We start from the raw sequence: 11,735 nt of genomic DNA, 5'->3' as shown, positions 1-11,735 counted from the left end.
ATAGCCATTCGTCGACACTAACTCTGCTCCTTGTTGTTGGTTTCGTCATTAACACAAGGAGCAACGGTTTTATAGATCTTTCCCCTCAGATGGAGCCGACCCTCGACTAGAGGGTTTCAACAGAGCCGTTTTCAAAGCATTTTGCAGCATCAGGATGTCTATCTGTATAGAAGAGCAATGCTCCTTTTCTATACCATGCTTTAACATAATGCGTATCTAAGAAGAGAGCAGTATCGTAATATTCTAAGGCTTCATCGAGACGGTGTAAATTACTGAGGAGATTTCCAACGTTATAATTACTCGCAGGACTGTTGGGATTGTAATTCTCCATCTGTCTTTCTAATGCTTCTTGGGCCTTTCCGTTTTGCAGCAACAAAATTATGTTTGCCGTTTCTTCTGCATTGATAGTGTCAAACATATTTTCTTGACACTTATTGCATATCGGTTGCCCTGATGTAATCTCGAGAGCACCTTTTTCTCTGCCAGGATAAACGACGTATTTCTGGAACAATCCAACGAATTTCCCACAGATTATACATTTATCTCCCATAAGTCCCCGTATTGAACGATTAACGAGATTTAACCCCTAAAACCTAAAGTCGATATCCCAAGGATCTCGGTTGTCTTCCCTGCTTCCCCCTCCCCGTATGCCGACATTTTTCAAGATCGCCTTAATGTTGTCAGATTTGGCTTTAGACCTTTTAGTAACGATGCTCTTTAGTTTTGCTTTAGGTATCATATTTCCCTGCGGATTCTTTCCATGTGCATCGTTATGATGAGAGCCACAAAGAACTACAAGATTACTGTATGTATCTGTCCCGCCTTCCTCCAGCCATTTAATATGGTGTACTTCATGAGGTGGATGATTGCATCCTGGATATTCACACTTTCCAACAACATTTTTAATTTTAGTCTTTTGAGTTTGGGTTAACTTAGATTTGTTCGATTTTTTTTGAGACTTTCCCGGTCCATTGCCAAATACGTCCACTGGTCCAGTAATTGAGGGGAGATCAATGTCGAAAGGATTTTTACGCCTTGCCATAGTATCACCTTAATATATTACTCTATTAACCACCTGTCATTGAATGAGCGTTCATATCTATCGAACAAGGAAAAACTTTTTGGTTTTTTCTCAGGTGGTGTTTGTATGCATTTTGAAGAATTGATTGATGTATTTTTTAGTCGGACCGGCATTCCCATCACGCTTGGAATTTGAACCCCACTTTCTACACTCACGTAAACGATCACGGCATCTCCTGGAATCTCTCGTTGGCGCCCTGTCGACCGATTTCGTAAAGGGGTGTTGTGGAGTCAAGTTTCCGCTTCTTCACGGTGAGGTAGTGCGCCAGTTATCTGATCCGAAATGACGATGCTACTTCCTACCATCGTGTAAAACGAAAGCACTCATAGCCAGCGTTCGTCTTCGTCAGCCTCGGCAGTACCCACAGGAGCACTCCCCTCACGCGACGGCATAGATCTCCCTCGCGGTCTCTTCCACCGCCTGGCGAAAGATCGGGTTCCTTACCGCGGACAGTTCAACGAGATCGACCTCGCGGCCGAAGGCTCGGGCCAGGTCTTGGGCGAGACCGAAGTACGCCCGTGCATGCTCCACCGGGGTCATCGGCTCGAACTCGACGACAAAATCGATGTCACTCGATGCCGGGTCGAACCGGTCCCCTGCCGCCGAACCGAAGATGCCGAGCCTTTTTACGCGGTGGCGTGCCGCGATGCCGGCGATCTCGGGGATCTTCTCGTGGATGATTGCGTGCACCGGAGTCCTCTATGAGAGGTATACTACAGGGGGAGCATTATCCCTTTCGGATAGACCGCTCCAGCCCAGTTCCGGCGCGCTCCTTCATCCTGAGGCGGCAACTCCCCTCAGACACTGTTCTTCCGCCAATCGTACTCCCCGCTCGCGATCCGCTCCATGACGGTCTCCCCGATGGCGGCGAGCCGGCTCCCGGCGAAATACCCCGACGAGACGCTCGCTCCCCCGACCGCCGAGAGCAGGTAGACCCTCCCCCGGGCGACGCCGAAGAGCCGGGCGACCGGGCCCTGTGTTATCCGGACCATCTGCACCTTGTCGTAGTTCATCACGACCGTCTCGCGGTCGACGGCGCCGTTCACGAACGAAAAGAGGTCGGCGCCGGTGCCGAACTCCGTGACCCGGTACGAGACGTACGTCGCGTAGCATATCGCGAGGGCCGCGGCCGCCGTCGCGAGCGGCAGGGCGAACGGGAGGACTGTTCCGGCGATCCCGGGGATCGCCGCCGTCTCGCGGTAGACGTAGACCGACGGGTAGGCCGCCGCCAGGACGAGCACGAGCGAGGCTATGGCGGCCCGGACCAGGAGGACGCCCTTTGCCTCCTCCGGCTGGCGCTCCCGGGCGTGGCCGTCCACGAACTCCGGCACCAGTTCCTCAAGGAGCCGCTGCTGCGTCGCATCGTCCTTCAAGAGACAGAGGATGGGACGGAGGCTCTCCCCGCTCCCAGACGCGAGCCCCACTACTTCGGCCTCAATGCACGACCGGTGCATGAGCCTGGCGATAAGCGTCTGTTTTACCCGGATGGCATTGACCCTCGAGACTTCAAACGATGTCTTGTAGGTTCGGAGCAGACCGTGCTCCAGGTATATCGTCTCGCCCCGGCGGTAGACCCGGTAGTTGTAATAGCGGAGTATGAGCGATATCGACGGTCCTACCTGGACCGCAACGAAGATCAGCAGGGAGATGAGAGCCTTACCGTCGGCCCCAAACCCCGTGCCCATAGAGGTATACAGTTCAAAGACCGAGTAAGCCAGGAAGAGCGAGCCGACGAAGGTCTGGTAGGTCGAGACGCTGAAGAGGCCGTGGATGATCACATCCACCGGTGAGAAGGATACGAGGGGCTCAACTGCCTTGTCCTCGTCCGGTGCGATCTCCTGGCCGTAGAGATGCTCCGATATCGTGGACCGCAACTCGTCCGCCAGATCCCGGCGAAACGTCAGGACCGCTTCCGGGACTGTTGCGCTGCTGCCGGAGTTGATGTTGATCTGCAGCCTCGAGGTTCCAAAGAGCCTGTTTATGATGCCCCGGTTCACGTTGACCGATGCAATCTTTGTATAGGGGAGGGTCTTCTTCATCTTAAAGAGAGTGTCCCTCTCCACTACGATCTCTGCTTCATTGAACCGGATTGTCGTCAGCTTCCACTGTCTGTAGTAAAAGAGCAGCAGCGCGACGATTGCGGCCAAAAGGACGGCCGCTACTGGAGTCCCTTCAAACCGTGTAACGAGGAACGCGAGGAGCACGACTCCCGAGAGCGACCTCTCCACGATGATGCTTGGGTGGCATCTGATCTTCTCGCCGGGCACGACCATATGTTCAGTCACCTGCAGGCCCGGAGAGCGAGGCCGGGGTCGCCGATAGTCTCTCCCTGAGCATCCTTCCAACCAGGCTGTTTAACAGTTCAGCAACCCGCTCCGCCTCTTCGACCTCGAGGTAACTCAACGTTGCAACGCCGCCGGCGGTGGTTATGGTGACCTCCGCAAGGCCAAGGATGCTGTTGATCGGGCCTCGAGAGATCTCCACCTGGTGCACCCGCTCGATCGGCACCAGGATGTGGCGCAGCACGAGGACCCCTGAGCGCACGTCAATCCGGTCGTCGGTGATCCGGTAGCGGTAGCGGACGTAGAAGACCGGCGGAGCCGCCATCGTGTAGACCAGGACGATCGCAAGGAGCACGGTAAAGGCATACATGACGGGCTCATAATAAAAGCCCAAGAACCCCTGCGCATGGGATCTCACAAGGATATAGGCTGCAAGGAGGAGGAGATACAGTGTGGCATGACCGATGTACATCGAGAGCATGCACTTCCAGTTCAGCCGCCGGTAACCGTTCGCGGCTGAATTCGTCCCGGAAGCCGGGGATCCCTCATCGGCTGGAGTTCGTCTGCTCACCAAGCCGGGATACGTCATGGTTAATGTAATGCCGTTCTGCTCACTTTAACCTATTTCCGAGATGGCGTGCATTTCTGGGAGCGCCGGATAATTTTACCGGAAATTCTCCGGCAGAAAAAAGGTACTGACCGACTAAAAGTCGGTCATAACCCGGAATTGATCGATCTCTTCGGTGTTCAGTTCCTCGAGGAACTCTTCCGCCGCATGCCGGATGTTCTTGCTCGCGGTGATAGCCCGACCGACGACCAGGATGTCCGCACCGGCCTTGAGCGCGTCCTTCACGACGTCCTGCCGGATACCGCCCGCGGTCGCGACCAGCAGCCGCTCGCCGCCCGCCTTCTTGATCGCCGGGATGTCTCCCCAGGCGTGAGTAGTCTCCTCGATATCGATACCGCGGTGGAGCTCCACGACATCCGGCTTCACTTTCAACTGCTCGATGACGGCGCGGGGATCCTCGACGTTGAGCATGTCGACGACCGTATATATCCCGGTCTTCCGGGTGTCCTCGATCGCCTTCTCGATCGTCGAGAGCGGCGCAAGGCCGGAGATCACGACGGCGTCGGCACCGGCATCGGCGGCCATCCGGGCCTCAAGATTGCCGGTATCAAGCGTCTTTAAGTCGGCGACTATGAACGCATTCGGCCGGATCTCGCGGATCTCGGAGATGATCGAGAGCCCGAACTTCTTGATCAGGGGTGTGCCCGCCTCGATGATCAGGTGGTCGTTTTGGGGCAGCGACTCAAGGACCTTGCGCATGTGGTTCTTATCGACAAGGTCCATCGCGACCTGGAGGTACGGTGGGTCCCAGAGGCGCTGGACCTTGAAGCCCATGACCGCGTGGGCCGCCCGGTCCTTCTCGTGCATGAGCGTCTCGACGTCAGGGAACCGGTCGAGAGCCCGGCGGATCGCGAGTTTCATCGCGCCGTAGTTGAACCGGTAGATCTTGTTGTAGTCCTGTGCGGTGGGGTGAAGGAAGACGCTCGCCAGGATGACGGTGTCCTCGATATCGATCCCCTCAAAGACGCCCTCCTCGACCGAGTCGGCGACTGCCTTCGCGACCGCCGCCTGGACGGGTCCGAACATCTGGTTTACCTGATACTCCTTCTTTAGAGTGACCTTCGGGATGATGAGCGTCGAGGGCTTCGTCAGCAGGTTCGGCCTGACGACCGCAAGAAGCGGTGTGTGCCCCTTTGAGAGTTGTGAGAGTGAGTTTGCAAACGCCTGCCCTACCGCGCCCTCTTTGTTCCCCATTATCAGATCAATGTGCGCAAGTTCTGCGCCGTCTCCAACCAGTGCTTCACCGATGAGATACATATGCATGCCCTCAAATAGTGCAGAAATATTAGTGGGACTCCTATTAAAGACCTCCCGGTTCCCCTCCTGAACCAGCCCTGCAAGGGGACATTTCGCGAAGAGGAATGAATAGAGCGGAGGTTCCGCCCCAAGGAAGGGCGGTCGGGTGCGGCCTGTGAGGGTGACGAAAGGTATAATCCATCCTCGCTCTCTTGCGCCGGGCATGTCGGAACTTTTCACCCTCCAGACGCCGCTCCTTGAACTCATCCTCCGGGCGGCGGTAATCTACTTCTTTCTGTTGCTTGTCATGCGGCTCATCGGCAGGCACGAGTTCGGGCAGCTGACCCCCTTTGACCTCATTCTCCTGCTCATCATATCTGAGAGCATCGCAGAAGCGTTCACTGCCGGTGACAGTTCCCTGCTTGCCGCTCTGGTCAGCGCCTCGACACTCCTCGCCCTCTCAGTACTCGTATCCATCGGGCAGTACAAGAGCCAACGAATCCGCAAGATTGTCTCCCCTGAAGCACTGAAAGTGATCGAGGACGGGAAGATCATCGAAAAGAGCCTCAGGCGAGAACTGATGACGCATGATGACCTCCGCGAGCGGCTCCGTGCACTGGGTATCGCCAGTATCGAGGAGGTGCGGATCGCCTACATCGAGAGTGACGGCGACATCTCAGCGCTGACCTATCGCGAGACCGACCGAAGCCGGGCAGCGGCAGTTGAAGAGAGAAAGAAGACGGAATGATTTAACTCAGGAGATAGGGCATGGGCTCACGCGGGGGTGCGAAAGGAACCGCCAGCGCCTACTCTATCTTCAGATACGAAGCAAGTATCCTTGGATTCAGTCTGAAAAAGTTCCAGGAAGATACCCCACAGTATCAGGCAAAAGATCGAAAGAACGTGGGGTCGGTGAGATTTGAACTCACGATCGACGGGTCTCTCCGACATGCATCAGTGCTCCAACGGGTCATCATCTCGTATTCAGGAGACCCATTGTTCATCACGTGCAAAGACCGCTGGAGCCCGTCGCCATTCCGGACTAGGCCACGACCCCTTTCCTCTATATCGTCGACGTCATGAAACATAAGGATTGCGCTGGAAAAACCAGTAAACCATATAACGATATGCTGACCCATTTATATAGAATGGTTGAGGGCAGTTACGCGTGTGGGAACTCGCAGATACCTCTTCTTGGCATCACCATCGGTGAGATGCTGAACCGAATTGCAGCAGCGCATCCGGATAACGAGGCGCTCGTCTCCGTCCATCAGAATATCCGCTGGACGTATGCGGAGTTTCTCGAGCGCGTCGATACCCTTGCGCGCGCCCTCATGGCGCTTGATGTGGAGCGCGGTGACCGGGTTGGAATATGGGCGCTGAACTATGCGGAATGGGTGCTTGTCCAGTTCGCCACGGCAAAGATCGGCGCCATCATGGTGAACATCAACCCGTCTTACCGGACCTATGAGTTCGAGTACGCCATGAAGCAGGCGGAGATCCAGACGCTCATCATTCAAGGGAGGTTCAAGACCTCCGACTACGTTGGTATGTTCTACGAGGCCTGCCCGGAGGCATTCGAGGCAAAACCCGGTCGGATCCACAGCGACAAATTCCCGTTCTTAAAAAATGTCATCTTCCTTGGGGATATTCCCTACAACGGGATGTACACCTGGGACGAGCTCATGGAGAAGGCCGCGCTCATCAGCCCCGACGAACTCAGAGAGCGGGAAGAGGCGCTTGACTTCGACGATCCGGTCAACATCCAGTATACCAGCGGGACGACTGGGTTTCCGAAAGGGGTCATCCTGACTCACCACAATATCTTGAACAACGGCTTCATCATCGGCGAAGGGATGAAGTTCACCCATAAAGACCGGCTATGTATCCCGGTGCCGTTCTACCACTGCTTCGGGATGGTCCTCTCGAATATGGCCGTCGTCACTCACGGCGCCACGATGGTCCTCCCATCGCCGATCTTCGACGCCGAAGCGGTCCTCCGTACGGTTCAGGACGAGCGGTGCACGGCGCTCCACGGCGTGCCGACGATGTTCATCGCGGAACTCTCCCACCCGAACTTCCCGAAGTATCGTCTCGATACGCTCCGGACCGGGATCATGGCCGGGTCGCCCTGTCCAATCGAAGTGATGCGTGAGGTCAACAAGAAGATGAATATGTCCGAGATCGTGATCGTCTACGGACAGACCGAGACCTCACCCGGCGTCACAATGACGACGACCGACGATCCGCTGGAGCGGCGTATCACGACCTTGGGAAAACCCTTCCCCCACACCGAGATCAAGATCGTCGATCCGCACACGAAGCGGATCGTTCCCCGCGGCGAGACCGGGGAGATCTGCGCCCGGGGTTACTGCGTGATGCGCGGGTATTACAACAACCCGAGCGCCACCCGGGCGACGATCGACGAGAGCGGCTGGAACCACACCGGCGATCTTGGCGTGATGGACGAGGAGGATTACATCAAGATTGTCGGGCGGCTGAAAGATATGGTGATCCGCGGTGGAGAGAACATCTACCCGCGCGAGATTGAGGAGTTCCTCCATAACCATCCAAAGATCGCCGATGTTTATGTAATCGGGGTGCCCGACAGGAAGTACGGCGAGGAACTGATGGCCTGGGTCAAACCCGTCAACGGTGCGACCCTTACGGAAGATGAAGTGAAGGAGTTCTGCCGCGGCCGGATTGCGCACTTCAAGATCCCACGCTACGTCAAGTTCGTCGATGACTTCCCGATGACGGTATCCGGGAAGATCATGAAGTTCAAGATGCGGGAGATGGCGATCGAGGAGCTCGGTCTTGAGAACGAATCAAAGATCGAGACCGCGTAAACCTTTTTTTGATCCAAAAAGGCGCTCAAGAATAGAAACTCCGGAAGACTTCTTCAGGCATCATCATAACTTCATTTTTATACCATGGACGTTACCCCACCCCGGGGGAGATCCATGGATCATCGACTCCTGTATCTTGTATGTATCTTTATTGTAGCGTTGGCGGCCGCTGCAGGTGCGGCACCGGTCGGGGAGACCGGTGCAGTCGCCCCGGTGCAGGTGACGACGAACCAAAGCGACCAGATCTCCGCAGCGATTGACGGCGAGAGGATCGTGTGGGTGGATGGACGGCACGGCGGCGCCGACATCTACCTCTATGATATCGCCGGCGGCACAGAGACTAGGGTCACCGACGGGAATGCCATCGCGCTCTGGCCGGAGATCTCGGGGAACCGTATCGTCTGGGAGGACAGCCGTTCAGGAACACCGGAGATCTGGCTCTATGATACGACAACCAGGACGGAGACCCCGATCACCAACGGAACCGGCGGAAATGTGCCGGCAATCGATGGAGATACGGTCGTCTGGCTTGATGGGCGGGCCGGAGACGATGGTGGCATCTATGCCATGAACCTGACAACTCAAGAGACGACGCGGATTTCATCCGGCCCGGTGCAGGGGGATCCCCTGATCATCTCGCCCGATCTCTCGGGCGATACTGTCATCTGGGCTGACCAGAGCAGCGGGAACTATACCGTCTTCGTGAGTCAGGGAGGAGGAGCACCGGTATCGCTTGCAAGCAGCAGCGCGATGCAGGGGTTCCCGGCGATCTCCGGAGACCGGGCCGTCTGGTCCGAGGTGGGGAACGGTTCGTCGTCGCTCGTCATCCATAACCTCACGTCTGGTGAGGAGCAGCGGATCGCCGGCGGCCCGCCGGGGCTGGTCACCTACCTCGATATATCAGGGGATCTAGTCGTCTGGCAGAACGCCACGAGTCAGGATACCGATGACATCTACCTGTATGAGATCACCACCGGGGAGATCCAGCAGATCACGAGCGACAACGCTGCGCAGTATCTCCCGCAAATATCAGGCGATCGGATCGTCTGGATGGATAACCGGTCCGGGAACTGGGATATCTACCTCTATACTCCTGGCGCATGACCGGTTCGAGGGGAGGGGGCCCTGCCCTCCTCCAGACCTGATCAGGCCGAATTTTTTGCCCGCTCGATGAGCGACCGGGCTGCCGCAGCAGCCTCTTGGATGATCTCTTCTTCGCCCGGCACCGTCCGTTCGTGCATCAGGACCCTGCCTCCGCAGAGGACGGTCATGACCGCACCGCCGTTGCAGGCGTAGACGATGTTAGAGTCGGGGTTGTAGAGCGGGGTGTTGCAGACCGCCCGGGCATCGAGGAGGACGATATCGGCCGGTGCGCCCACGGTCAGCGTCCCCGGGCCAATACCGAGCGCCCGGGCGCCCGCCGCGGTCGCCATCATGACAGCCTCGCCGGCGGGAAGCAGGGTCGGTGAATTCCAGGCAAACTTCTGGAGCAGCGCGGCAAACTTCATCTCCTCAAAGATATCGAGGTTGTTGTTCGAGGAGCAGCCGTCGGTCCCGAGGGCGACGTTTGCCCCATACTGCTTCAGCCAGTGGTAGGGCATCGCCCGGTTGACGGCGAGCTTCATGTTGCTTGCCGGGTTGTGGGAGGCGGAGACCCCGCGCTCTCCAAGGAGCCGGCACTCGGCCTCGTCGAGCCAGCAGCAGTGCGCGGCGACGGTCCGGGGGGTGAGGCAGCCGTACTCGTCGAGAAGGTACGTGGGACGTTTGCCGAACTGCGCGACGCAGTCGGTGACCTCCTTCTCGGTCTCGGAGAGGTGAACGTGGATCCCGATCCCCTGCTCCTTTGCGTACTCCGCACACCAGGAGAGACCCTCGGGGGAGACGGTGTAGACGGAGTGGGGACCGACGGCCGCCTGGATCCGCGGGTTATTGAGCGATCTTATGTGATCAACGAGGGCTTCGGTCGCCTTGATCTCGGCCTCGCGCTTCTCTTCCATCCCAAGGTCGATGAACCCGTAGGCGAGCGTCGCCCGCATCCCCATATCGTCAACCGCCGCTGCAGCCCGATCCATAAAGAAGTACATGTCGTTGAACGCGACGGTACCGCTCTTGATCATCTCCAGACACGCGAGTTTTGTCCCGGCGTAGACGTCGTCGCCTGTAAGGTGTGCCTCAAGCGGCCAGATCTTCTGCGAGAGCCACTCCTGCAGCAGCATATCGTCTGCATACCCCCGCAGCAGGGTCATTGCGGCGTGGGTGTGGGTGTTGACAAGGCCTGGGACGGCAAGCCGGTCGGAGCCGTCGATGACGATATCGGCGTCGATCGCCCGCCGGGCGTCCTCCCCGATCGCGGCGATCGTTCCGGTCTCGTCGATCGCGATGTCTGCAGTCGATCCGTTGATGGAGGCCCCGGCGATCAGGACCGAGCCCCGGGCAGTAAAGATGTCATCTAAGTCTGTCATGCAAGTCGTTCCACAATTTTTTCAAGGATATCCCCTGTCCTTTTGGCATTCGCCCGAGAGGTCGCGAGGATGTGTTCGTAGGTCAGGGTCTCGCTCCCGAGACCGTTTGCATAGTTGTCCACGGTGCAGAGGGCGGCAAATCGCATTCCTAGTTCCAGGGCGAGCGTCGCTTCGCTTGCAACCGTCATCCCGACGATATCGGCAACCTTTGAAAGCCCCTTGACCTCGGCGACGGTCTCGATCCGGGGTCCCCGGGTCTGGGCGTAGACGCCCCCTACACGGGCTTCGGGGACGAGTTCGCCGAGGGTGCGGATGAGGTCCGCGTCGAGTTCGGGGCGGACGTGCTCGATGCTGCACTCATAGATGGACGGGATGTCGGTGAGGCTTAAGTAGTCGGTCGGGATGACGATCGAGCCCGGCGGGATCTCGGGCTTTAAGGAGCCGGTCGAGCCGATGGCGACGATCCGGTCCACCCCGAGGATGGCGAGTGCCGAAAGACACGCGCGGTAGTTGATGCGGTGCGGGGGGAGACTGTACTGGTGGCGCAGGAGGAGGGCAAAGGCTCCTGTATACACTTCCGCCTTTCCATAGGGTGTGGCGACGGTCGTCTTCTCGAGGGGCGGCAGGTCGGCGAAGAGGAGGCTCGTGCCCCCGATGATCCCGAGCACTAGGCCCACCCCGCGGCTCTTTTAGCCGGCATAGCGGCATACACTTCTCCGTGCGTCATTCCTGTCTATCGGGTCGACGTCTTATGGGAAAAAGCCCATCTTTTCGGTGCAGGAGAGACGCGGTCCAGAAGGGTTTACATCTTCGGCGACAACCTGGATTCATGGGCAGGATTCTCATAGTCGGCGAAGACGCCATTCGGGCCGGGCAGTGCACGGACGTCTACTTCCAGCGGGTCGTGGAGGTCATGGAGAAGGACGGCGTCAACCCGGAGGTCACGATGGAGGTGACCGCCGCGGTCCTCCCGGATCCCTGGGGAGTCTTCTGCGGCCTAGCCGATGTCGTCGAACTCCTTGAGGGTGTTCCTGTGAACGTGGAGGCGATGCCGGAAGGCTCGATCATTCGGCTCTGTTGAAACCCTCTAGTCGAGGGTCGGCTCCATCTGAGGGGAAAGATCTATAAAACCGTTGCTCCTTGTGTTAATGACGAAACCAACAACAAGGAGCAGAGTTAGTGTCGACGAATGGCTAT

12 protein-coding genes and 1 tRNA gene are annotated in these 11,735 nt (G+C 57.6%); 4 read left to right on the top strand and 9 right to left on the bottom strand.

Annotated features, from left to right (window positions below; all coding sequences use genetic code 11):
- Positions 1-106 precede the first annotated feature (106 nt).
- The 6 genes from MCUTH_RS11545 to MCUTH_RS03215 form a co-directional block, all read right to left on the bottom strand.
- Positions 107-511 carry a tetratricopeptide repeat protein gene (locus MCUTH_RS11545; protein WP_161937566.1) on the bottom strand — a complete coding sequence of 135 codons (405 nt, stop codon included), beginning with the start codon at positions 509-511 and terminating at the stop codon, positions 107-109.
- A 75-nt stretch (positions 512-586) separates the two neighbouring features.
- Positions 587-1,042, bottom strand: coding sequence for an HNH endonuclease signature motif containing protein (locus MCUTH_RS11300; protein ID WP_083524746.1), 456 nt, complete (start codon positions 1,040-1,042; stop codon positions 587-589).
- A gap of 417 nt (positions 1,043-1,459) precedes the next feature.
- Positions 1,460-1,771 carry a nucleotidyltransferase family protein gene (locus tag MCUTH_RS03230; protein WP_066955495.1) on the bottom strand — a complete coding sequence of 104 codons (312 nt, stop codon included), beginning with the start codon at positions 1,769-1,771 and terminating at the stop codon, positions 1,460-1,462.
- A 107-nt stretch (positions 1,772-1,878) separates the two neighbouring features.
- A complete protein-coding gene (locus MCUTH_RS03225) occupies positions 1,879-3,366 on the bottom strand; it encodes a PH domain-containing protein (RefSeq protein WP_236707429.1) in 1,488 nt (495 codons plus the stop codon).
- A complete protein-coding gene (locus MCUTH_RS03220) occupies positions 3,359-3,952 on the bottom strand; it encodes a PH domain-containing protein (RefSeq protein ID WP_066955492.1) in 594 nt (197 codons plus the stop codon). The genes MCUTH_RS03225 and MCUTH_RS03220 overlap by 8 nt, the downstream gene beginning before the upstream one ends.
- A 114-nt stretch (positions 3,953-4,066) precedes the next feature.
- A complete protein-coding gene (locus MCUTH_RS03215; RefSeq protein WP_066955489.1) occupies positions 4,067-5,248 on the bottom strand; it encodes a bifunctional 5,6,7,8-tetrahydromethanopterin hydro-lyase/3-hexulose-6-phosphate synthase in 1,182 nt (393 codons plus the stop codon).
- 202 nt (positions 5,249-5,450) lie between these two features.
- On the opposite strand from MCUTH_RS03215, the gene MCUTH_RS03210 reads away from it, so the two are divergent.
- The gene (locus MCUTH_RS03210; RefSeq protein WP_066955486.1) at positions 5,451-5,975 is read left to right on the top strand and encodes a DUF421 domain-containing protein; all 525 of its coding nucleotides are present in this window, start codon (positions 5,451-5,453) and stop codon (positions 5,973-5,975) included.
- A 156-nt stretch (positions 5,976-6,131) separates the two neighbouring features.
- On the opposite strand, the gene MCUTH_RS03205 is transcribed toward MCUTH_RS03210, so the two are convergent.
- Positions 6,132-6,284 (bottom strand) — tRNA-Trp (locus MCUTH_RS03205).
- A gap of 91 nt (positions 6,285-6,375) precedes the next feature.
- Between MCUTH_RS03205 and MCUTH_RS03200 the strand changes: the two genes are divergently transcribed.
- On the top strand, positions 6,376-8,076 hold the full coding sequence (locus MCUTH_RS03200) for an AMP-binding protein (protein WP_066955483.1): 1,701 nt from the start codon (positions 6,376-6,378) through the stop codon (positions 8,074-8,076).
- Between the two features lie 114 nt (positions 8,077-8,190).
- Complete coding sequence (locus tag MCUTH_RS03195; RefSeq protein ID WP_066955480.1) at positions 8,191-9,180, top strand: TolB family protein; 990 nt, start codon at positions 8,191-8,193, stop codon at positions 9,178-9,180.
- Positions 9,181-9,221: 41 nt separating this feature from the next.
- Here the strand turns inward: MCUTH_RS03195 and MCUTH_RS03190 are convergent, their stop codons facing one another.
- Both MCUTH_RS03190 and MCUTH_RS03185 read right to left on the bottom strand, forming a co-directional pair.
- Positions 9,222-10,538: an amidohydrolase family protein gene (locus tag MCUTH_RS03190; protein ID WP_066955477.1), complete on the bottom strand. Its 1,317-nt coding sequence runs from the start codon at positions 10,536-10,538 to the stop codon at positions 9,222-9,224.
- Complete coding sequence (locus MCUTH_RS03185; protein ID WP_066955474.1) at positions 10,535-11,206, bottom strand: MTAP family purine nucleoside phosphorylase; 672 nt, start codon at positions 11,204-11,206, stop codon at positions 10,535-10,537. Before MCUTH_RS03185 ends, MCUTH_RS03190 begins: the two co-directional genes overlap by 4 nt.
- Positions 11,207-11,367: 161 nt before the next feature.
- Here MCUTH_RS03185 and MCUTH_RS03180 point away from each other — a divergent pair, with 161 nt between their 5' ends.
- Positions 11,368-11,619 (top strand): hypothetical protein, encoded by a 252-nt coding sequence (locus MCUTH_RS03180; protein WP_066955471.1) that lies wholly within the window; start codon positions 11,368-11,370, stop codon positions 11,617-11,619.
- Positions 11,620-11,735 lie beyond the last annotated feature (116 nt).

It is taken from the genome of Methanoculleus thermophilus (assembly GCF_001571405.1).
Taxonomy (GTDB): Archaea; Halobacteriota; Methanomicrobia; order Methanomicrobiales; family Methanoculleaceae; genus Methanoculleus; species Methanoculleus thermophilus.
Note: the sequence above shows the minus strand (reverse complement) of the source record. Positions and strands in the feature narration are given on the sequence as shown.